Genomic DNA, 23,711 nt, shown 5'->3' with positions numbered 1-23,711 from the left:
CACTTATCCTCCTTATATCTTTCCTGTATAACGTTCATATATAGCATTTCCAATTATTCTTGCTAAAATATTAAACAATAAAACCATTATAATAAGCACTGCTGAAGCACCGTTCCCTACCTTAGTAGCATCAGGTATCATTCCTTCAGAGTTTACTTGCCAAATATACACAGCTAATGTTTCTGCTGGTCTCATAAGACTAAAAGGTGACCCTGAAGATACAATATTACTTGCTGAAAAGTCAAGTGGTGGTGCACTCATACCTGATGTATATAATAGTGCCGCTGCTTCTCCAAAAATTCTTCCTCCAGCTAAAATAATTCCTGTAAGTATCTGAGGCATAGCAGAAGGTAATATAACATTTTTTATAGTCTGCCATCTAGTAGCACCTAGTCCTAAACTAGCCTCCTTTACTCCTGCGGAAGCCGCTCTTATAGCATTTTCACTAATTCTAGTTAATGATGGTAAATTCAATATTGCTATAGCTAATGCACCAGATAATAACGTAAATCCCCAACCTGTAAATTTAACAAATATCAATAATCCAAAAAGACCTACTACTATAGATGGCAAAGATGCCATAGTTTCTATACTTAATCTTATTATATTTAATATTTTTCCTTCCTTTGCATATTCCGCAAGATAAATACCTGCCCCAATACCAAAAGGAGCTGTTATAAGAAGTGACACAATTAACATATAAAATGAGTTGAATAACTGCGGACCTATACCTCCACCCGCTTCTCCCACCTTAGGATTTCCAAATAAAAATGAAGGTGTTATTGCAGTCAACCCTTTAAATAAAATATATCCTATCAGGGCTACTAAAAGGAGTACCACAAAACCGGAAACAACATATAAAATACCCGTCCATAATCTGTCTTTTAATTTTGCATTCATTTATTTTACTTCACTCCTTCTGCCAATAGCTCTTATTATCAAAATAAATATAAATGAAACTAATAAAAGTATTGTAGCTAATGTCCATAAAGCATCATTCCAAGCAGTTCCTGATACAGTATTTGCCATATCCATGGTTAACACTGAAGTAAGTGTAGTTGTAGGACTAATAAGATTTTTGGGAAACTGAATTGTATTTCCTATAACCATTTGAACTGCTAATGCTTCTCCAAATGCTCTAGCAATACCTAATACTATTGCTGTAAGAATACCGTTCTTTGCTGCAGGCACAATTACCTTGCTTATAGTTTGCCATCTTGTAGCCCCCAATCCATAAGAAGCTTCCACGAAATCCTTTGGCACAACTTTAATAGCATCGGATGATATACTTGCTATGGTTGGAAGTATCATTATACTTAATACTAATATCCCTGCAAGTAAACTAAAACCTACTCCACCAAATCCCTTTTTTAGAAATGGTAGAAGTACTGTAATGCCTATCCATCCATATACTACAGAAGGGATTCCAACAAATAATTCTAAAGCTGGTTGAAGTACTTTCTTACCTAATCTAGGTGATATATTATTCATGAAAATTGCTAGGGCTACACTTATGGGCGCACTGATTAAAACCGCTCCAATAGATACTAAAGTAGATCCTACAATAAAAATTCTTGCTCCAAATTGAGGATTATCTGCATCCGGCTTCCACTTAGAAGAAAATAAAAATTCACTTAGTGAATAACCTTCCTTTGTAAATATATTTATTCCTTTTGAAACTATAAAAAATATGATTGCTATAGTTAGCGCTACAATAGTTACTCCACATAATGAAGCATAAATTCTTCCTATATATTCAGTTCTTATTTTTTTTAACATACTACTTTTTTTCATATCTATCATCTTCCCTATTATACTATTCTCCATTTATACACAACCTCAATATATCTATTCATATTTTGAAAATAGAGCCAGCTGCTGCTGCAACCAGCCCTTCTTATTTATACTATTTAATATCTGTAACTGGAATATAACCTAACTTTTCTATCACACTTTTATTTTCATCACTTACCATATAGTCAAGGAAAGCTTTTGTAACTCCAGTTGGCTCTCCTTTAGTATACATATGTTCAAAAGACCAGAATGGATATTTCTTAGCTACTATATTTTCTTTTGTCCCTTCCACTCCTTCAATCTTTAATACCTTTAAATTTTGTCTTTTTTCAGCAGTTAAATAAGATAATGCTAAATAACTTATTGATCCAGGTGTTGAAGCTACTGTTTTTTCTACTGATCCGCTAGAATCCTGAGTTGTTCCTAATCCCTCTTTTTCATCTATTTTATTCATTACTGTATCTTTAAATGCGGCTCTTGTTCCTGATGACTTTGGTCTATTAATTAAGTTTATTGGTAAGCTTTCTTTAGCTCCCACTTGATTCCAATTAGTATATTTTCCTGTAAATATTCCTTGTATTTGTTCTTTTGTTAAAGAATCAACTTTAACATCTTTATGTGTTACCATTGCAAATCCAATAGCACAGACCTTATGATCAACTAGCTGTTTTACTATTTCTGCATTTTTAAGTTTTGACTCAGCAGTTACATCTGAATTTCCTATTTGCACTGTTCCTTCTGCTACCTGGTTTAATCCAGCTCCACTTCCTCCACCTTGTACGTTTATAGTAGCACTTGGATTTTTTTCTTTAAAGTTTTTAGCCACCTGTTCAACTAAAGGTTGAAGAGCTGTAGATCCAACTGAAGTTATAGTTCCTGAAATCTTGCCTTCCTGTTTTGCAGGTTCTTTCTTTTCTCCCGCACCACATCCTACAAAAACACCTGTAGTCATAGTAATTGCTAATGCAGTGATTATTGCCTTTAAACTTTTTCTTTTCATTAAGAAAAACCTCCATTCAAATTTCATTCTATCCATTACTGTTTATAAAAATAATATACTGCATCAAAGTTAAGTCATTATTATAGTTATGTTAATTATAATTAACATTAAGCTACAAAATTCTGCATAATTAATCTATGTATTATATTCCTCTACAATAATATAATTATCATTATATTAAGATTCTATACTTATAAAAAAGTATACAAAATATTTTTAATTAAAGTTGAAGGAACACATTAATCTTTATTTATTATTTCAAAAAAATAATAAGACACCCCTAAATTTTAGGAATGTCTTACCCTTTTTTTCGGTAAAGTTATTATAAACTTACTTCCCTTTCCAACTTCACTATCTACATTAATAGTTCCATCAAAACCAAGCACAATATGTTTTACAATAGCTAACCCTAACCCTGTGCCACCTTGTGCTCTACTTCTGGCTTTATCCACTCTATAAAATCTTTCAAACAATCTATCTATGTGTTCTTTAGGAATACCAACTCCAGTATCCTGTACCCAAATAATAACCTTATTATTCTGAGTTTCTGTACCTATAGTAACCTTTCCCCCATCTTCTGTATATTTTATAGCATTGTCAACTAAATTTATTATCATCTGTTTCAACTTATCACTATCACCTATAATATGAGGCACATCATCTTCTTTAATATATATTTCTATATTCTTTTTATCTGCTGAGTTCTTCATTAGATACCAAACATCTTCTATATTTTTATTCACATCTATATTTTCTTCTTTTATTTCTTTTCTATTTTCAATATCAGATAAAATTAATATATCATTTATTAATCTAGTAAGTCTTTCTGCTTCATCATTAATTATATTTAAAAATTTTTCTTTATTATTCTCATCTTCTACATATCTTAATGTTTCTGCAAATCCTTTTATAGACGTTAGTGGTGTCTTAAGCTCATGAGATACATTTGCCACAAATTGAGATCGTATATTTTCAAGCTTCTTAATATCTGTAACGTCCTGTACAACTGCTACAATACCAATAAGTTGTTTTCCATTATTTATATCTGCAGTTTTTATTCTTAAATCTCTTTCTTTAGGATAAAATATTTTTATTTCCTTATATTCATCTATTTTATTTCTAAATGAATCTTCTAATTCAAAACTTCTTATATGATCTAATAAGTTTTTTCCAATAATATCTTTATCTAATCCAAATATCTTTTTAGCATATGGATTTATCATAATTACCTTTAAATTTTTATCTACTGCTATAACTCCACTATCCATACTTTTTAAAATTGCTTCCAATTTATTTTGCTTATCCACTGCATCATTTATAGTTAACTGGAGCTTTTGTGCCATATTATTGAAGGTTTCTCCTAATTGTCCTATTTCATCCTGTGAGTATATGTTTACTCTTCTATCTAATTCTCCTGTTGCTATTCTAGAAGTTATAAACTCCAAATCCTTAATTGGCTTAACAAGCCCTACTGATAATTTCGATGAAAAAATTATGGAGATGAATATAGCAATAATAGTTACACCTATATAATACTTTACATATTTCCCTTCAAATCCAGTTATTATATTCATAGTTATAGAACTTCTTATTACATATCCATTATTTAATGCTGTAGCAAAATACATAGTATCGTTTTCAGTAGAACTACTATGTCTGATAATATTAGCAAATTTATTTCTTCTAGAACTTATTATCTCTTCCCTATTATTATGATTATTCATTTTATTTATATCTAGTAAAGAATCACCTAAAACTTTTCCATTATTATCTATATAGGTAACTCTTATTTCATTGTTTTTAAAACTATTTTTAATAAACTTATCTACATCTGATATCTTTTCTCCAGATAATATATCTATTACTAACTGATTGTTTGACTTTAATAATTTTTTTGTGTTTTCAGTATACTGATAATTCATAATAATGATAAAAAAAGCCATTATTAAAGACAAACTAATCATTAAAGTAGTCAACATATAAATCATCAATTTTTTTTTCATATAATCACCTTACATATTTTACTCCATAAAATTAAACCTATATCCTACACCTCGAATAGTTTCTATATATTTAGGACTCTTATCATCATCCTCAACTTTTTTCCTAATGTGTCTTATGTGTACATCTACAGTCCTAGTTTCCCCTATATATTCATATCCCCATATTTTATCTAATAAAAAATCTCTTGTTAAAACTCTTCCTTTATTTTTTATAAGTATTTCTAATAATTCGAATTCCTTTAAGGTTAAATCTATCTTTTCATTATCTTTTGCTACTTCATGCTTTTCAAAGTCAATCATTATATTTCCGAATTTAAAACACCTATCTACAAGTTGAATGGAAGTTCTTCTAAGCACAGCTTTTACCCTAGCCATCAACTCTCTTACAGAAAATGGCTTAGTAATATAATCATCAGCACCTAATTCCAATCCTAAAACCTTGTCTAATTCCTCACTTTTTGCAGTAAGCATTATTATAGGGGTTGTAGAAATATTATTATCTTTTCTTATTTCTTTGCAAACATCATATCCATCCATACCCGGCAACATTAAATCCAATAAAATTAACGCTGGTCTTTCCAATTTTGCAATTTTTATAGCTTGAATTCCATCCTCTGCGCAAATAGTATTATACCCATTACTCTCTAAATTAAATTTTAATAATTCTCTAATGTGTTCTTCATCGTCAATAATTAAAATTTTTTCTTCTGCCATAATAACCCTCCAACAAGTTTTTTATGTTATTTTTTATCCGATGACTGCCCGCTCTAATACTCCTATCTTCTTCAAAGTGAGAGTATTAGAGCAGCTACGTCCCTGGATAATAATTTCCCCTAAAGAATAACAACTTCTAAAGAGTAAAACTCCTTAGAATTCTGTTTATAAAAAATAATAGCTTCATGATTATTTTATCATAAAGCTATTATTTTTTATATGTAAAATTACTTATTTGAGATAAGTCTAGCTATCTCCTCCATAAAGGTATTTACATCTTTAAATTGCCTGTATACTGATGCAAATCTAACATAGGATACCTCATCAATTTTCTTTAAATTTTCCATTATCATTTCTCCTATATACTCAGATTTCACTTCTGTAAGCATTTCATTATTTATAGTTTTTTCTACTTCATCTGCAATACCCTCAATTTGACTTCTTGATACAGGTCTTTTTTGGCACGCCTTAATAAGCCCATTTACTATTTTTGATCTATCAAAGTACTCTCTACTCAGATTCTTCTTTATAACTAATATTGGCACATTTTCAACTTTTTCATAAGTAGTATATCTTTTACTACACTTAAGGCATTCCCTTCTTCTTCTAATGGACATATCATCTTCTGTTGATCTTGAATCTACAACCTTACTTTCATTATATCCACAATATGGACATTTCATATATACTCTCCCGCCTTCTTACCTTAGCATTTTTATGTTATATATATTTATATTATACACATTTTCAATATTATTTCTACTACGATTTATCCATTACATACTCACTTCCATCAACTAATATTACATCTAACCCTATTTTCTTAACTTTTTCCCATGGTATTTCTATGTCATTATCCTTGCCAAACCATGACATTTTCTGTGAAGGCAATATTATTGATAAAACTTTACACTCATCTGTATCTATTTTTAGATCCTTTATATATCCAAGTTTGACTCCTGAATTTATATCTATTATCTCCATAGTTTTTAAATTATTTATTGAAAAATACCCCATTTCCATAAATACTCTCCCCCTTATAACATCTATAATATATATTTATGTAATAATGAACTTAATATAACAAATAAAAAAATTCTCACCAATTTTTTCACGGTTTTCTTAAAATGAATCTTTACTTTGGTCTAACTGAAAATTAGAAAAACTTATTCCATAACTACAAATATCTATATAAATTAAAAAACTGACTCCTATTCAATACAGGAATCAGTTTTTAATTTCATAGGCATTTTTAAAATATCCTTGACATAGATTATATTTTAAATTTAGTATGCCAACTTATTATTTATCTCTGGCTCAATAACAATACCAATTCATTAATCCTTATAAGGTCACGCGCAACATGTTGTAATTTAAAATTTTTCATAATTTTAATAAAAAATTCTTCTTATCTGTACTGTAAAAAATTGCTTAGTAATTTTTTATCAAACGTATTTTCTCATATGCTTTAAAGCTGTTTTTTCTAATCTTGAAACTTGTGCTTGAGATATACCTATCTCATCTGCTACCTCCATTTGAGTTCTTCCATCAAAAAACCTTAGTGTTAATATAAGCTTTTCTCGGTTATTTAACTTTTTCATCGCCTCTTTTATAGATATATTCTCCAACCAACTGTCATCTACATTCTTATTATCACTAATTTGATCCATTACATATATGGCATCACCGCCATCATGGTATATTGGTTCAAATAAAGATACAGGATCTTGTATTGCATCTAGTGCAAATACTACTTCTTCCCTAGGAACATTTAGTTCCTTAGCTATTTCTGAAACCGTTGGTTCCTTATTATTCTCACCAATTAATTTATCTCTGACTTGTAATGCTCTATAAGCTACATCTCTTAAAGATCTACTCACTCTTATAGAATTATTATCTCTTAAATATCTTCTAATTTCTCCTATAATCATAGGTACTGCATATGTAGAAAATTTTACATTTTGACTTAAATCAAAATTATCAATAGCTTTTATTAACCCAATACAGCCAACTTGAAATAAATCATCTACATTTTCACCTCTATTATTGAATCTTTGTATTACACTTAGTACAAGTCTTAAATTACCTTTTATGAATTTTTCCCTACATTCATCATCCCCATTCTTCATTCGAAGCAACAATTCATTCATTTCTTTCTCTTTAAGTACCGGTAATTTAGAAGTATTCACGCCACAAATTTCAACTTTATTAATCATCATAAGTAATCAGCCCCTTCAGTGTAATTGCATTTTAATTATTTCCATAGAGACCGATTTTTATACAAAGACAAACTTTATAGCATCTTATTTATTTCTTTTTTTAATCTTTTTATAATTCTTTTTTCCAATCTAGATATGTAAGATTGAGATATACCAAGCATATCTGCTACCTCTTTTTGCGTTTTTTCTCCCTTTCCTCCTAGACCAAATCTTAAGTTAACTATTTCCTTTTCTCTACAACTTAATTTATCCATAGCTATAAGTAAGAGCTGTTTGTCTACCTCATCTTCAATTAAATTATATACTACATCATTATCAGTACCTAAAATGTCTGATAGTAAAAGCTCATTACCATCCCAATCTACATTTAAAGGCTCATAAAATGAAATTTCTGCCTTAACTTTACTGTTTCTTCTTAAATACATAAGTATCTCATTTTCTATGCATCTAGATGCATAAGTAGCAAGCTTTATTTTCTTGTCTGGATCAAAAGTATTTACTGCTTTAATTAAACCTATTGTACCTACAGAAACTAAATCCTCAACATTTACTCCAGTATTTTCAAACTTTCTTGCTATATAAACAACTAACCTTAAATTTCTTTCTATTAATATAGCTCTAACACTTTCATCACCACATACTAATTTATATACTAAATCTTCTTCTTCCTGTTTTGTTAATGGAGGAGGAAGTGCATCATTTCCACCTATATAATATACCTTTCTAGCAAATAATTTTAACTTGGATAAAATATTATTAAGCAACAATTTTATTTTTAGCATAATCTTTCCCCCTATTTATATTATTCCTCTTGATAATAAAGCTTGATAATCCCCATTATTACTTAATTTCTTCTCACAAAAGGCTACTAAAACATCCTTTTCTTCTAAATAATTTTCCTTGTGAATTTTTACATACTCAGGTTTTATAGCTTTTAGCTTTCCATAGTTTCCATTAATTACAGAATACGGTATGTAGAATGTGTCATATCCTTTAATGTCCTCATCATTAAATAAATCTTTTTCTACAATTACAACTGGCAAATTTGTTACAGGCTCAACTAATTCATTTCCTGTATCTAAAAATGCTTTTACTTCTTTTTGTGAATTTTTTAAAACAATGTCTATTTCATATATGAAAGTATTCATTTCTTTTCTATCTTTTACAAAAAATACTACTCTATGAATTACTAGATATATAATCATTATTGATAGCATAAGCTTTTTATGAGAGAAATTATATATAACTCCCTGCATCATATGTGAGTTATTATGATTAAATTCTATAAATACACAAATTCCAGCTAGTAACATAGAATATAAAATAAAAATAATTGAAGCCTTTACATTAAACAATAAATTTTTTTTTCTAAAAGTAATGAATACCATAATGAATGCCATCAATATTTTTATAATAATATTATTAAAATACCTTAGACTATCAATTAATATTGTAAATATAAATAAACTACCCAATAGCCCTCCTAAAGCTGTATAAATTCCATTTGTCCTACATCTTAGCGTATGAGCTGTAATTGAAAGTAAAAAGCTATTTACAATAAAATTTTCTAATAATAATACATCAATGTAAACAATCACATATTCTCACCTCTAGATACTATTATATACCCAACCATTTCAAAATTTTGTCATTTTTTAATATGAATTCCAGTTTTTATAATTTATAATATGGCAAAAAAATAAAAAAATCTGACCTTTTTCTTTATAGGTCAGATTTTTCATCACTTTTATTTATTATCTTCTTTGTCTTCTTAAAAAAGTTGGTATTTCTAAATCATTTTCGTTATAATTGTCAAAATTATTATCTGCTGCTGCCTCTGAATTAGCTTGAGATTGAGATTGGTTATTGGTATTATTAGCATTATTAGCTATGTTACCAACATTAAAGTTTTCACTTTCCCTCTTCTTTTCTTTTTCACATTCAAAGCCAGTAGCTATAACAGTTATTCTAATTTCATCTTTTAAATTTTCATCAATTACTGCACCAAATATAATATTTGCATCTGGATCAGCAGCTTGCTGAACTATTTCAGCAGCTTCGTTTATTTCAAGAAGTCCTAAATCGCATCCTCCAGTTATATTTAATAATACTCCAGTAGCACCAACTATTGAAGTTTCAAGTAATGGACTAGATATAGCTTGTTTTGCGGCTTCTTGAGCTCTATTGTCTCCACTTCCCTTACCTACACCCATATGCGCAAGACCTCTATCTGTCATAATAGTTCTTACGTCAGCAAAGTCCAAGTTTACAAGACCTGGTATAGTAATTAAGTCAGAAATACCTTGAACACCTTGTCTTAATACGTCATCTGCTAATTTAAAAGAATCCATAAGTGTTGTCTTTTTATCAACTATAGTTAAAAGTCTCTCATTTGGTATTGTAACTAAAGTATCTACACTATCTTTTAAATTTTTAACTCCCATTTCTGCATGAAGCATCCTTTTTCTTCCTTCAAATGGAAATGGCTTTGTTACTACTCCTACGGTTAGTATTCCCATAGATTTAGCTATTTGAGCTATAACAGGTGCTGCTCCAGTTCCAGTACCGCCTCCCATTCCTGCGGTAATAAATACCATATCAGCTCCTTTTATAGCCTGAGATATTTCTTCTTTACTTTCTTCAGCTGCTTTTTGTCCAATCTCTGGATTTGCTCCAGCTCCAAGACCCTTAGTTAATTTATCCCCAATTTGTATCTTTTGTGATGCTTGAGATAACATCAATGCCTGTTTATCTGTATTTATAGCTATAAACTCAACATTCTTTAACCCCTCTGTTATCATTCTATTTAAAGCGTTATTTCCGCCACCGCCAGTTCCAATTACCTTTATCTGAGCGAATTGCTTAACATCTACATCAAAATCTAGCACAATAATACCTCCTTATTAGAAAAAATCTGAAAAAAATCCTTTTATTTTTGATAATATACCATTATTATTTTCTTCGGAATAAGATTCATCATCTTCTTCCTCCCATACAGCCCTACCATCATTTCTTTTATGATGATTTTCTGAATTTGTATTTTGAGTTAAATTTACTTTTCCTGTTTCTATTACATCTTTAACTATTCCTACTGCAGTAGCATATATTGGGCTAGCTGCTCCTACATACTCAGGAATACCTACTCTTACCGGCTTGTCCATTATGTTCTTACATAATTCTATGCTACCTTTTGTTAAAGCTATACCTCCTCCTACTACAACTATTCCTGATACTTGTTCAAGACATCCACTCATATTTAGTTTTTTCTTAACTAAATACAAAATTTCTTCAACTCTTGCACTTATTATCTGGATAAGTAAACTATAATCTACTTCCACTACATTATCGTAGTTTGCGTTTATTTTTATTTTAAAATCTTCATCGGAAGCTTCATTATTAATTCTACCATATTTTATTTTTAATTTCTCGGCTTCAGATAAAGGTAATTTTAAACATAGAGAAATATCATTAGCTATAGTGTTTCCACCTATAGGTAACATATCACTATAAATTAGCCTGTTATTATTAAATACTGTAATATTTGTGGTTTCTCCTCCTATATCTAAAAGAAGAACACCTATTTTCATTTCCTCTTTATTCAATACTGCCTCAGCATTGGCAAGAGGCTGAAATACCATACCATTTACATTAATTCCTGCCTTTTTTATACCTTTAAATATGTTACTTATTATAGTTGACTGGCATAAAATTATTTGAGCATCAACTTCCAATCTTAACCCACACATTCCTATAGGGTCTATTATATTATCATAACCATCTACTATAAATTGTTCTGGTATTACTCCTATAATTTCTTTATCGGATGGTATTGAAATAATTTTAGCTGCTTTTAAAACTCTTTCTACATCATTTTTTTTAATTTCTCTATCTTCAGATGATACTGCTACAACTCCCCTATTTAATGTAAGCTCACAAATTTCTCCTGGTATTGATATATAAGCTTCTGTAATTTTTGAATCAATCATTCTTTCCAATTGTTCCACACAATTTTTAATACCAATAGCTGTATTATCTATATCAACAACTATACCTCTTTTTACCCCATCACAAGGAACTGAGGTAATCCCAGTTATTTGAATCTTTCCGTGCTTATCAAATATACCCGCTGCAGCACAAACTTTTGAAGATCCTATATCGATTCCTACTACATATTCATTCATCAGCATTTTCCCTCCCTAAGAGAACCATTACATTAGTATATATTCAACAAAAGATACTTTTTTCCTCTCTAGCATTTAAAATTTTTTAAATAATTTTTTAAATTAAATTGAATACTGGCATTGTATTCCATTTATCAAAAAAAGAAAGATTAAAAATCTTTCTTTTTACTATAACTAATTAGCCTTTTCCAATTCACTTATATCTACATTTCTTGTATGCATAGTATGACTCCATTCCTTGTCATTTCTATGCATTATTCCTTGTATGGATATTGGAAGCCAAGTTATAGCATAAATTGGATAAATAACATAGTACCAAAAAATTTTTAAGTCTAGTTTTTTTTCTAAAATTAATATAAAAGGTGTGTAAATAAATTGAAATATGGAAATTAAAATACCTGCAAATGTAATCATATTAAAATTCATAGAATATATATATATATAATTACTCAAGTTTGTCATAATATTGTATCCTTTAACAACATAGTTAAAGGCACCCATAATCATAGAAAATCCAAAAAGTATTATTATTATAGGTTGTATACTATATAAAGCACAATCTAAAGCCGTAAAACTAAATTTCTTTATAGCCCTTTTCATAAGCTTAAAAAAGTATCTATGTGCTACATCTGCAAAACCTTGCATCCATCTTCTTCTTTGAAACCAAGATTGCGTTAATGTTAAAGGTTTTTCATCATATATTACTGCATCATGAGCCCATCCAACCTTATATCCATTTAATACTAATTTACATGAGAATTCCAAATCCTCTGTTAAACATGTAGCTCCCCATCCAATTTCTTTTAATATCTTAGTATCTATAGAGAATCCAGTTCCACCCAGCTGATTAGATAAACCTAAATTACTCCTAGATAGCTGAAACATTCTATTTGATGTCCAGAAAGATATAGAATAACTTCCTGTTATCCAAGTATCGTTAGGATTTTTGCTATCCAAATAACCTTGAACTACCTTATATCCCTGACACATTTTTTTATTCATTTCTAATAAAAAATCCTTGTGGACTAAGTTATCTGCATCGAATACAGATACAGCATCATAGTTTTTTTCCATATTAAATATCTTATCGAACATCCATTCTAGCGCATAGCCTTTTCCTCTTTTTTCTTTATTAACTCTTTCATAAACTATAGCACCTTTTTCTCTTGCTTTTATTGCGGTTTCATCTGTACAATTATCTGCAATAACATAAACATCATACAATTCCTTAGGATATTCTAAATTGTTCAAACTATCAACTATGTTGCCTATTACAATTTCTTCATTATGAGCTGCTACTATTAATGCAAAACTTTTTTTGGGTTCTACCTTTATATTCTCTTTTTTTCTCCATATACCAAAAAATGAAATGAACAAATAATACATTGAAATAATAAATACTGTAATAGTAATAATACGGGAAATTTCATGTATTATACTGCTAACTACTTCCACTTTAACTCCCCCCTAATTCACAGTTATTTTAGCATAAATACTGCATAATTACTATACACTTGAAGTAAAAAAATTAATTATTTTATAGAAAACTATATAAAATTCCAATTTTAAGCTTTATATATAAAAGTTAAAGCATACAAATATATATTTATATATATCCATTTATAAACCTTTTATTATGCCTTTTATCGGACTTTATAGACTTTGTATACACTTTTATAATATGATATACTTATATTAAACAGTTGTTAAACTTTAAGCAACCAGAAAAGGGGGTAGAGCCTTATGAGGCGCTACGAACTGATCTATTATTTTGACCTAAGAAAGCTTCATAAAAAAGACGAATCCTTCTGGTAAATTCCTCCCTTTTACCATCAAAATATATAAAAGGAGGATTTATCATGGAATCTAATGTAAACAAAAAAAATATAAGTATATCTTCTACTACTAATGGTGATAAAAAGAAAAAAGATGTACAACTAAGTAAGGCCATGATATCTAATCAGTTTTGCATAAAAATGTTTGATTATATGATATTCTAATAAAAAGGGATCTATATAGATCCCTTTTTATTTTAGACATATTTATAATGAAATTATCTTAGATAACATTTCTCTGTCAACAGAATAACTCATAGCATCGTCATAAGATATTAAACCTTTTTTATACATTTCCGCTATACACATATCCATAGTTTTCATACCATATTTCGAGCCTGTTTGTATAGAAGATTCTATTTGATAGGTTTTTCCTTCCCTAATCATATTTTGAATAGCTGGTGTAGATATCATTATTTCAAGAGCAGCAACTCTTCCATCTCCATTTATTTTTGGGATTAATTGTTGAGATATTACACCTTTCAATACTGCCGCCAGCTGAACCTTAATTTGCTGTTGTTGATAAGGTGGAAAAACGTCTATAATTCTATCAACAGTTTTAGCAGCTCCAATAGTATGTAATGTTGAAAATACTAAATGTCCTGTTTCAGCTGCAGTTATAGCTACAGAAATTGTTTCTAAATCCCTCATTTCCCCAACCAATATAACATCTGGATCTTCTCTTAAAACAGATTTAAGTGCATTTGCATAACTTTTAGTATCTTTTCCTATTTCTCTTTGGTTTATTATAGATTTATTATGCTTATGTAAATATTCTATAGGGTCTTCTAAAGTTATTATATGCCCAGCTCTAGTGGCATTTATTTCATTTATCATTGCTGCTAGGGTAGTACTCTTACCACTGCCTGTTGGTCCTGTAACAATTACTAATCCCCTTTGTTTTGTAGTTAACTCCCTTATTATAGGGGGAAAACTTAAGTCTGATAAAGTTGGGATTTTTAGTCCAACCACTCTAATAGCCGCAGCATCACTTCCCCTTTGCTTAAAAATATTCACCCTAAATCTACCCAATCCACCTACTGAGAAGGATGTATCCATTTCCCCTTTATTACAATATTCTTCATATAAATCCCCTAATATTTCTTTAACATAATTTTCTGTATCTGTTGTAGTTAGTTTTTCACTACCTATATGAGTTAGCTGTCCATTGATTCTTATAGTTGGTGCTACACCTACAGTAAGATGTAAATCTGATGCTTTTTCTCTAACGGTAGTTTCTAATAATGAATTTAATGATATCAATTTCTTTCTCCTCTCTAATATGTAAACTTTATAATCCTTTGTTTTTCTAATATTTAAAACTTTGTTTATACCTTTAGGTATCTTTAGGGTTGCAACTTATACCAATATAGTAAAATATAACCCACTATAGTATTTCGTATACTTTAGATTAATTTTAATACTTTTCCTTATTTTACCCCAAAAGTTTACATTGTAATAATTTCTTTTTCATCCTATCTCATATTTATTTTACAATAAATTTCCCATAATATCAAAATATATATTAAATTTTCCCATTCATTTCCCTATAAAGTTTTTTTAGAGCTCTCTTTTCTATCCTAGATACATAAGATCTCGATATACCAAGTAGTGCTGCTATTTCCCGTTGAGTTTTTGCCTTACCATCCACTAAACCATATCTCATTTCAATAACCGATCTTTCTCTATTTTGAAGACATGTGCAAATCTTATTATATAATTTTTTTATTTGTATCTTATTTTCTACTATTTCAGTTATAGAATCTTCTTCACTGCTTAAAACATCCATTAAAGAAATTTCATTTCCTTCTTTATCTATACCAATTGGATCTTGTAGATATACTTCTCCCTTTATCTTTTTATTACTTCTAATTAGCATTAATATCTCATTTTCTATACACTTTGCTGCATAAGTAGCAAGTCTCGTACCCTTGTCGCTATTAAATGAATCTATAGCCTTAATTAATCCTACAGTACCAATGGATATTAAATCGTCTACATCTTTTCCTGGGTAAGAATATTTCTTAACTATATGAGCTACTAATCTTAAATTTCTTTCAACTAAAACACTTTTTGCTAAAGCATCCCCTTCTTTTAGTTTATTTAAATAATATTTTTCTTCTTCTTCATCTAATGGTTGTGGAAAAGAATTGTTACCTGTAACATAGGCTGTCAAAAAAATACTATCACCGATTATATTTAATAAACAATTTACTAGAAACACAGTAGTTCCTCCAAATAGTGCTTATTAATATAATATGATTTTTTTTTATAAAAGTGCATGTCTATATGAATATTATTTATTTTTTTATAACTTTTTCTACAACATCTTTAAATACAGGTGCTGCAGTGGTCCCACCACTTTCTAAATTTTTATCTATATTCTTTACAAACACTACCATAGAGTAATATCTATTATCCCATTTAAAGTATCCTATAAACCATCCATCTGAATATTGTTTTTTTTCATCTTTATTATCTTTATTTTTAATAATTTCAATCCTCTCTGTAGAACCAGTCTTTCCACCAATCTGTACTCCTGGAACTGCAGCAGCTATTCCTGTACCCTGATCTACAACTTTTTTCATTGTTTGTTTTAACTTATTGGCTGTATCTATTGATAATACTTGCCTTTCTTCCTTTCGCACTTTTTCCATCTCTACATTATTACTATCAACATAGCTATCTATAATATTAGGCCTTATATATTTTCCGTTATTAACAACAGTATTTACTATACTTATCGCTTCTAAGGGAGTTATTCTTATATTTTGACCTATGGAGGTTATACCTAAACTTCCATCTTCCGCTTTAGGATTCTTTATCTCTAAATCTCCACTTTGTTCTCTATCCATTCCAATTACCTTTTTAAAAAGTCCTTGCCTTTCGGATAATTCACATATTTTTTCAGATCCTATTTTTATTCCTAGTTGCGTATAAATATCATTACATGAGACTACAAAAGCTTCTTCTAAAGACAGTGTTCCATGATTTTTTGTTTCTTTATTTTTTCTATTTTCATGAGTTCCTTTACAAATAAATTTATCTTGTAATGATATATCTCCTCTTTCTAAAGCTCCCTCTAAAACTATAGTTTTAAATATTGATCCGGGGAAAAAACCATTTAAAGTTTCAGCACCTATATTAACATTAGGTAATGTATCATCTTTTTGCACCATTGCCCTAATTTTTCCCGTATCATTTTCCATTAGTATTACGCCAATTTGTTCATACTTATTATATTTACTGTTCAACATTTCTTTTATATTTTCTTGTAGATTTTTATCTATAGTTAATCTTATGTTATTATTATTATTTAAAACTTCTTCTTTGCTTTCTGTTATATTTCCATCTATATCAATATTGAAATCTATTTGAGGTATTTTATTGTTTTTTAGTTTATTATATAAATACATCTCTAAAGAATTCTTATTCTTAAAAGAATTATCACTTGAACTTTTAATACTTGTAATCATATTTTCTATATTCCAAGCTTCATTTCTATCTACCTGAGAATATTCAAAAGCATAAAATCCTTTTATACCTTTTATTTCTTTTAGCTTTTCATAGGTAACCTTATCAATATCAAAATACAATTTTTGACTACTGGATAGATATTTTTTATCTGTAAGATCATAATCACTATTATAACTTTTTAATATGTATAATAACTTTAAAAATTCTTCATAGTCTGTATCCATGTTATTTTTAATAAATATATTAGGTATTATTACAGCCTTATATTTTTTTTTATACTCTAATAGATCTTTTCCATTACAATCCAATAACTTATAATTCAATTCTTCCTTATTTTCCCTATATTTATATTGAGAATCTGCTATAACACTTAATTCATCAGCTTTCTTATACTGAAGATTTACCATTTGTGTAGCTAATATAGAAAAGCAAATTATAAACACAAAAAAAATAATATAACATCTTTTTTTAAACATAAAAAAGTACCTCACTTTCAACTATAATTTTAGCCAAAGTGAGGTATTTTATTCCTATTATTCTCCATATTGAAGTAGTTGCCTAATGTTACCTACTATTACGTCAATGGCCACTTTATTATGACCACCTTCAGGTATTATTATATCTGCATATCTTTTACTAGGTTCGATGAATTGCATATGCATAGGTCTTACTACATTTAGATATTGATTAATAACAGAATCTACTGTTCTGCCTCTTTCGTTTATATCCCTTACCAATCTTCTTATTATTCTTACATCCGCATCTGTATCCACATAAATCTTTATATCTAATAAATCCCTTAAATCCTTTTCTTCTAAAACTAAAATGCCTTCTACAATTATTATATCTCTGGGTTGAACTTTTATATTTTCAATTTTTCTATTATGTTTTTCGAAATCATAAATAGGTTTTTCTATTTCTTTTCCCTGTAATAACATTTTTAAATGATTTACTAAAAGAACAGTATCAAAAGCATCTGGATGATCATAATTAGTTTTAGTTCTTTCATCAAAAGATAAATGACTTTGATCCTTATAATAGGAATCTTGCTCTATCATCGCTATACAATCTTCATTAAATTTTTTATAAATTTCTTTTGCAATAGTACTCTTTCCAGAACCTGTTCCACCTGTTATACCTATAAGAATTGGACGCTTCATAATACTTTATTTTTCCCCCTTAATATAATAATTATTTTTCTTTACTTTTTATTAGCATATCGTTTTTCTTAAGTTCTAAATCTGTCTTTGCTGTATATATCATTTGAGCCACAGGAGTTGCCTCTATAGTATTACCATTCTCATCTTTAAGATTATTTAGTTTAACTTCAAAATTATCTCCCATAGGTCTTAATACTTCTACAGTATCTCCTTCAAAGATTTTATTTCTTTGCTCAATAATTGCTTCTTTTGATTCCTTATTGTAGCCTTTTACCACACCAACTATATCAAAATCTCTTATGTATGAGGAATTTTCATATATTTGACTATCCTTATCACCAAAATAAAATCCTGTGTAATAAGCTCTATGACTTGTTCTTAATAAATTATTCATCCATTGTTTTTTGAACACATACTTTTCAGGATTATCAAAATAACTATCTACTGCTTCCCTGTAAGATTTTACAACCGCTGCTACATAATATGCACTTTTCATTCTTCCTTCAATCTTAAAGGAATTAATTCCAGCATTGACTAGCTCTGGTATGTGTTCTATCATACATAAATCCTTTGAATTAAATATATAAGTCCCTTTTTCATCCTCATTTACTGGGAAGTACTGATTAGGTCTTTTCTCTTCTACTAAAAAGTATTTATATCTACAAGGTTGAGCACATTGCCCTCTATTTGAATCTCTTCCTGTCATATAATTGGATAGTAAACATCTTCCTGAATAAGACATACACATTGAACCATGAACAAAAGCTTCTATATCACAGTCCTGTGGTAACTTTTCTCTTATTTCCTTTATTTCTTCTAAAGACATTTCTCTTGCTAAAACTATCCTTTTTACTCCTGCATTATACCAAAATATTGCTGATTTCCAGTTTACGTTATTTGCCTGAGTACTTAAATGTATCTCTAAATTTGGTACTACCTCTCTTGCAGTCATTATTATACCTGGATCAGATACTATAATGGCGTCTACATTTAAACTATATAACTTAATTAAATATTCTTCTAATCCTTTTAAATCTTCATTGTGAGGAAAGACATTTAAAGTTATATATACTTTTCTTCCTCTATCATGAGCAAATTCTATACCTTCCTTTAATTCCTCATCACTGAAATTATCTGCAAAAGCTCTTAAATTTAATTTACTTCCTCCAAGATATACAGCATCTGCTCCAAATATTATGGCAGTCTTTAACTTTTCCAAACTTCCAGCTGGTGCTAATACTTCCGGTTTATTCATTATTTCTCCCTCCTTGTGATAACTGCTATTCCATCACCCATTGGAATTACAGAGGTTATAAATTCATCCTCTGATACCATTTCCAAGAATTTTCTCATTCTTTTTACAATAGTTATCTTTCTTCTTTTAACTAACTCATTTGAAGCTATCATTCCCCTAAAAAGCACATTATCTGCCACAATAACTCCATCTTTATTTAAAAGTCTTAAACAATGGGGAAGAAAATGATTATAATGTCCCTTACCTGCATCCATAAATATTAAATCAAATTCACCTTGAAGATTTTCTAGTACATCTAAACAATCACCTTGAACTATTTTTATATCCTTAGAAACTCCATACTTCTCTATATTATTCTGTGCTAAGTTTATCATATCCTGATCTCTTTCTACGGTTACTATTTCACAGTCTTCAATACAAGCTGTTTTCATTAAAATAGCTGAGTAACCTATAGCAGTACCCAATTCTAATATTTTTTTTGGCCTTTTTATATTTATCATAAGTTCCAAAAATTTTCCAACTTCTTTTTGTATTATTGGAACATTATTTTTATGAGCATACTCTTCCAATTCCTTAAGTATTGGGTTACTTTCCTTTATAAGCCCTCTAATATATTCCTCCATGTAGTCATAAGTAATACCGCTCATTTACAACCTCCTAGCTTAAAAGAAACTAATTCCCTTGAGTTTGTTTTTTCACCTTCAAAAACTCTTTATAATCTCTTGTAAAGAAATGAGTTCCATTATTATAAGATACAAAATACAAATAATTTGTCTTATCTGGATTTATAGCTGCCTTTATAGATGATATACCTGGACTACATATTGGTCCTGGAGGAAAGCCCTTAATAATATACGTATTATATGGGGATTTTATTTTCAAATCACTATAGTATAATTTGTTTTTGTGCTTTCCTAGAGCATATAGCACTGTAGCACAAGATTCCATTTTCATCCCTATATTTATTCTATTATAAAACACAGAAGCTACTTTTCCTCTTTCTTCATCTCTTTCAGCTTCTCTTTCTACCATAGATGCCATTGTTATTATTGTATCAATTTTATTATCATCTATGCTGTACTTATTTCTTAGTTCATTAATAGACCTATTAAATCTATTATACATAATATCAATAATATCTTTTCCTTGCATACCTTTAACTAATTCATAGGTATCTGGAAATAAATATCCTTCTAAATTATATTTTCTATTACCTACATTCTTTATATAACGTGGAAGAGGAAATTCTCTACAACTTTGTAGGAATTCCTCTTTTTTTATTATATCTTTTTCTTCCAATAGTAAAGCAATTTTTTCTATATCATATCCTTCTGGAATAGTAACTTTTACTAGATTCTTATTAAAAATCCCCTTATTTAAATCTATCATAAGTTCTTTCAAGGTTACGTCAGAGCTTATCTGATAATTTCCTGGTTTAATAGTAGTATTTAAATTATTTCTTTTTATATAAGTTTTTATTAAAATTAAATTCTTTATTTCTTTTTTATTATCTAAAGAATTTAATACCTTATATAAACTATCACCATTATTAACAATAACCCCTATATCTTTTCCTTTATCTTTGAAAGGATGATTTACTACAGATCTATAATAAGAGTAAATTCCAACTATCATAACCAGTAAAATCAAGAAACTTGTAAGTATCCTTTTTACCTTTCGCATAGCCCCCTCCATGATTATAAAAAATTACTTTCTTCTATTTGATTTTTTTCTCATTTCTGCATTTAGTATTCTTTTTCTCATTCTAATATTTTTAGGTGTAACTTCTACCAATTCATCTGATGCTATAAATTCAAGACATTGCTCTAATGACATTGGAGTTATTGGAGTTAATTTCAACGCTTCATCTGCTCCTGAAGATCTTGTATTAGATAAATGTTTCTTCTTACAAACATTAACTTCTATATCGTCTGCTCTTGAACATTCACCTGCTATCATTCCTTCATAAACCTCAGTACCTGCTCCAATAAATAGAGTACCTCTTTCTTGAGCATTGAATAATCCATAAGTTATAGATGTACCAGATTCAAATACTACTAAGGATCCCCTACTTCTTTCTGGAATATCTCCCTTATAAGCTTCATAGCCTTCAAAAAGATGATTCATTATACCATTTCCTTTAGTGTCAGTCATAAATTCATTTCTAAAGCCTATTAATCCCCTTGCAGGTACAGTAAATTCTAATCTAGTATAACCATTTACAGCTGAAGTCATATTAACCATTTCTGCTTTTCTTGGTCCTAGCTTTTCCATAACAACGCCCATAAATTCTTCTGGTACGTCTATAGTTAAATATTCAATTGGTTCTAATTTTTTACCATTTTCTTCTTTAAATATTACGCTAGGCTTTGAAACCTGGAATTCATAACCTTCTCTTCTCATAGTTTCAATAAGAATAGATAAATGTAATTCTCCTCTTCCACTTACCTTAAAGCATTCTGCTGAATCTGTTTCCTCAACCCTTAAGCTTACATTAGTTTCCAACTCTTTCATAAGTCTATCTCTTAAATGTCTTGATGTTACATACTCTCCTTCTTTTCCCGCAAAAGGTGAGTTATTTACCATAAAATTCATACTTAAAGTTGGTTCATCTATCTCTACAAAAGGTAGTGCTTCTGGTGAACCTGCATCTGCTAAAGTTTCACCTATATTAATATCAGATATTCCTGCAACAGCAACTATATCTCCTAATTTAGCTTCATCTGTTTCTTCTCTTTTAAGTCCATTATAAACAAAAACACTGCTTACTTTAACATTATCTACTTTACCATCTTTTCTTATAAGAGCAGCCTGTTGATTTCTCTTTATTGATCCTCTGTATATTTTTCCTATAGCAATTCTTCCCACATATTCATTTGAATCAATAGTTGTAATTAACATTTGAAGAGGCTGATCAATATATCCTTCTGGTGCTTTTACATTTTTAATTATAATATCAAATAAAGGATCCATATTATTGCTTTCTTCATCTAATTCTTTCATAGCTATACCTTTTTTAGCTGAACAATAAACAACAGGGAAATCCAATTGCTCATCGGAAGCACCTAATTCTACAAATAGATCAAATACTTCATCTAAAACTTCACCAGCTCTAGCATCTGGTTTATCAATTTTATTTATAACTACTATAGGTCTTAAATCAAGTTCTAAAGCTTTCTTTAAAACGAATTTTGTCTGAGGCATAGGTCCTTCATAAGAGTCAACTACAAGTAAAACACTATCTACCATTTTTAATACACGTTCTACTTCTCCACCAAAATCAGCGTGTCCTGGTGTATCAATTATATTGATTTTTATGCCATTATGCATAACAGAAGTATTTTTAGAAAGAATAGTGATACCTCTTTCTCTTTCAAGATCGTTTGAGTCCATTACTCTTTCTTGAACCTTTTCATTTTCTCTAAAAACATGGCTTTGTCTAAGCATCGCATCAACTAGAGTAGTCTTACCATGGTCAACGTGCGCTATTATAGCTATATTTCTTATATCATTTCTTGTAAATAAATTCATATTATTTCCCCCAATAAATTTAAATTTTTCTCAAAAAAATTGGATACCTAGGAGTATCCAACTTACGCTAATACATTCATTCTAATATTACTATCGTAAAAAGTCAACTTATGTAAAATTATTTCCCTATTCCGAAAGTTAAATCAATATCTACAGCTTCATTCAATATTTTCATAATGTCTTCCCATATTACACCGAATCTCGCTTCTGCCTGAAGATACAAAGAAACCTCTGGATTCATAGAAATAATAGATCCTAAGTTGTTTAACTTCCCTTCCATTTCCTTGGATAATTTTCCACAGCTCATTTGTTCAGAATATGCTTCATACTGCAATTTTCTGAAATCATTCAACATTTTCTTATTAGTCTCACTATTCTCTATTTTTTTAACTGCATTTCTAAGTTCTATAACTTCTGGACAATCTTTTAAAATTTTAGCTAATTCATGAGTTTTATCATAAATATTCATTTAAAAGCCTCCCAAATTTTCAATAATAAAACAGAACACCTTTTAGAGTATAGAGTATAGAGTATAGAGTATA

The 23,711-nt window shown here is 29.1% G+C and carries 23 protein-coding genes; 1 reads left to right on the top strand and 22 read right to left on the bottom strand.

The annotated features are described in order from the left end of the window. Nucleotides 1–12 precede the first annotated feature (12 nt). The 13 genes from pstA to T514_RS0102470 form a co-directional block, all read right to left on the bottom strand. A complete protein-coding gene (gene pstA, locus T514_RS0102530) occupies nucleotides 13–900 on the bottom strand; it encodes a phosphate ABC transporter permease PstA (protein ID WP_027623341.1) in 888 nt (295 codons plus the stop codon). Next, entirely contained in the window at nucleotides 901–1,794 is an 894-nt protein-coding gene (gene pstC / locus T514_RS0102525) for a phosphate ABC transporter permease subunit PstC (protein ID WP_034868067.1), read from the bottom strand. It abuts the gene before it with no gap. A gap of 112 nt (nucleotides 1,795–1,906) precedes the next feature. Beyond that, complete coding sequence (locus T514_RS0102520) at nucleotides 1,907–2,794, bottom strand: phosphate ABC transporter substrate-binding protein PstS family protein (protein ID WP_027623339.1); 888 nt, start codon at nucleotides 2,792–2,794, stop codon at nucleotides 1,907–1,909. Nucleotides 2,795–3,081: 287 nt separating this feature from the next. Further along, the gene (pnpS, locus tag T514_RS0102515) at nucleotides 3,082–4,797 is read right to left on the bottom strand and encodes a two-component system histidine kinase PnpS (RefSeq protein ID WP_027623338.1); all 1,716 of its coding nucleotides are present in this window, start codon (nucleotides 4,795–4,797) and stop codon (nucleotides 3,082–3,084) included. 18 nt (nucleotides 4,798–4,815) lie between these two features. Continuing rightward, complete coding sequence (locus T514_RS0102510) at nucleotides 4,816–5,511, bottom strand: response regulator transcription factor (RefSeq protein WP_027623337.1); 696 nt, start codon at nucleotides 5,509–5,511, stop codon at nucleotides 4,816–4,818. Nucleotides 5,512–5,738: 227 nt separating this feature from the next. Continuing rightward, entirely contained in the window at nucleotides 5,739–6,194 is a 456-nt protein-coding gene (gene nrdR, locus T514_RS0102505; RefSeq protein ID WP_027623336.1) for a transcriptional regulator NrdR, read from the bottom strand. 79 nt (nucleotides 6,195–6,273) lie between these two features. Then, nucleotides 6,274–6,534, bottom strand: a complete 261-nt coding sequence (locus T514_RS0102500) for a YlmC/YmxH family sporulation protein (protein WP_027623335.1) — start codon at nucleotides 6,532–6,534, stop codon at nucleotides 6,274–6,276. Between the two features lie 422 nt (nucleotides 6,535–6,956). Next, on the bottom strand, nucleotides 6,957–7,730 hold the full coding sequence (gene sigG / locus T514_RS0102495; RefSeq protein ID WP_027623334.1) for an RNA polymerase sporulation sigma factor SigG: 774 nt from the start codon (nucleotides 7,728–7,730) through the stop codon (nucleotides 6,957–6,959). A 74-nt stretch (nucleotides 7,731–7,804) separates the two neighbouring features. Beyond that, nucleotides 7,805–8,512: an RNA polymerase sporulation sigma factor SigE gene (gene sigE, locus T514_RS0102490; protein ID WP_027623333.1), complete on the bottom strand. Its 708-nt coding sequence runs from the start codon at nucleotides 8,510–8,512 to the stop codon at nucleotides 7,805–7,807. A 15-nt stretch (nucleotides 8,513–8,527) separates the two neighbouring features. After that, complete coding sequence (gene spoIIGA / locus T514_RS0102485) at nucleotides 8,528–9,328, bottom strand: sigma-E processing peptidase SpoIIGA (protein ID WP_027623332.1); 801 nt, start codon at nucleotides 9,326–9,328, stop codon at nucleotides 8,528–8,530. 156 nt (nucleotides 9,329–9,484) lie between these two features. After that, complete coding sequence (ftsZ, locus tag T514_RS0102480; RefSeq protein WP_027623331.1) at nucleotides 9,485–10,618, bottom strand: cell division protein FtsZ; 1,134 nt, start codon at nucleotides 10,616–10,618, stop codon at nucleotides 9,485–9,487. Nucleotides 10,619–10,633: 15 nt separating this feature from the next. Continuing rightward, entirely contained in the window at nucleotides 10,634–11,911 is a 1,278-nt protein-coding gene (gene ftsA / locus T514_RS0102475; protein WP_027623330.1) for a cell division protein FtsA, read from the bottom strand. A 174-nt stretch (nucleotides 11,912–12,085) separates the two neighbouring features. Next, nucleotides 12,086–13,366 (bottom strand): glycosyltransferase family 2 protein, encoded by a 1,281-nt coding sequence (locus T514_RS0102470; protein ID WP_027623329.1) that lies wholly within the window; start codon nucleotides 13,364–13,366, stop codon nucleotides 12,086–12,088. A 404-nt stretch (nucleotides 13,367–13,770) separates the two neighbouring features. On the opposite strand from T514_RS0102470, the gene T514_RS26420 reads away from it, so the two are divergent. Beyond that, nucleotides 13,771–13,911, top strand: a complete 141-nt coding sequence (locus T514_RS26420) for a hypothetical protein (RefSeq protein WP_156939774.1) — start codon at nucleotides 13,771–13,773, stop codon at nucleotides 13,909–13,911. 42 nt (nucleotides 13,912–13,953) lie between these two features. On the opposite strand, the gene T514_RS0102460 is transcribed toward T514_RS26420, so the two are convergent. The 9 genes from T514_RS0102460 to T514_RS0102420 all read right to left on the bottom strand — a co-directional run bounded on the left by T514_RS0102460 (nucleotide 13,954) and on the right by T514_RS0102420 (nucleotide 23,638). Then, entirely contained in the window at nucleotides 13,954–15,009 is a 1,056-nt protein-coding gene (locus T514_RS0102460) for a type IV pilus twitching motility protein PilT (protein ID WP_027623328.1), read from the bottom strand. Between the two features lie 262 nt (nucleotides 15,010–15,271). Next, the gene (gene sigK, locus T514_RS0102455) at nucleotides 15,272–15,970 is read right to left on the bottom strand and encodes an RNA polymerase sporulation sigma factor SigK (RefSeq protein ID WP_027623327.1); all 699 of its coding nucleotides are present in this window, start codon (nucleotides 15,968–15,970) and stop codon (nucleotides 15,272–15,274) included. 76 nt (nucleotides 15,971–16,046) lie between these two features. Then, a complete protein-coding gene (locus T514_RS0102450; protein WP_034867871.1) occupies nucleotides 16,047–17,699 on the bottom strand; it encodes a penicillin-binding transpeptidase domain-containing protein in 1,653 nt (550 codons plus the stop codon). Nucleotides 17,700–17,756: 57 nt separating this feature from the next. Next, nucleotides 17,757–18,383, bottom strand: a complete 627-nt coding sequence (udk, locus tag T514_RS0102445; protein WP_027623325.1) for a uridine kinase — start codon at nucleotides 18,381–18,383, stop codon at nucleotides 17,757–17,759. Nucleotides 18,384–18,414: 31 nt separating this feature from the next. After that, on the bottom strand, nucleotides 18,415–19,638 hold the full coding sequence (locus tag T514_RS0102440; protein ID WP_027623324.1) for a peptidase U32 family protein: 1,224 nt from the start codon (nucleotides 19,636–19,638) through the stop codon (nucleotides 18,415–18,417). Further along, complete coding sequence (locus T514_RS0102435) at nucleotides 19,638–20,285, bottom strand: O-methyltransferase (protein WP_027623323.1); 648 nt, start codon at nucleotides 20,283–20,285, stop codon at nucleotides 19,638–19,640. Before T514_RS0102435 ends, T514_RS0102440 begins: the two co-directional genes overlap by 1 nt. 25 nt (nucleotides 20,286–20,310) lie before the next feature. Beyond that, complete coding sequence (gene mltG / locus T514_RS0102430) at nucleotides 20,311–21,321, bottom strand: endolytic transglycosylase MltG (RefSeq protein ID WP_169735793.1); 1,011 nt, start codon at nucleotides 21,319–21,321, stop codon at nucleotides 20,311–20,313. A gap of 24 nt (nucleotides 21,322–21,345) precedes the next feature. Next, on the bottom strand, nucleotides 21,346–23,169 hold the full coding sequence (typA, locus tag T514_RS0102425; protein ID WP_027623321.1) for a translational GTPase TypA: 1,824 nt from the start codon (nucleotides 23,167–23,169) through the stop codon (nucleotides 21,346–21,348). Nucleotides 23,170–23,287: 118 nt separating this feature from the next. Continuing rightward, on the bottom strand, nucleotides 23,288–23,638 hold the full coding sequence (locus tag T514_RS0102420; protein WP_027623320.1) for a YlbF/YmcA family competence regulator: 351 nt from the start codon (nucleotides 23,636–23,638) through the stop codon (nucleotides 23,288–23,290). Nucleotides 23,639–23,711: the final 73 nt, after the last annotated feature.

Source organism: Clostridium lundense DSM 17049, from assembly GCF_000619945.1.
GTDB classification, from domain to species: domain Bacteria; phylum Bacillota; class Clostridia; order Clostridiales; family Clostridiaceae; genus Clostridium_AO; species Clostridium_AO lundense.
Note: the sequence above shows the minus strand (reverse complement) of the source record. Positions and strands in the feature narration are given on the sequence as shown.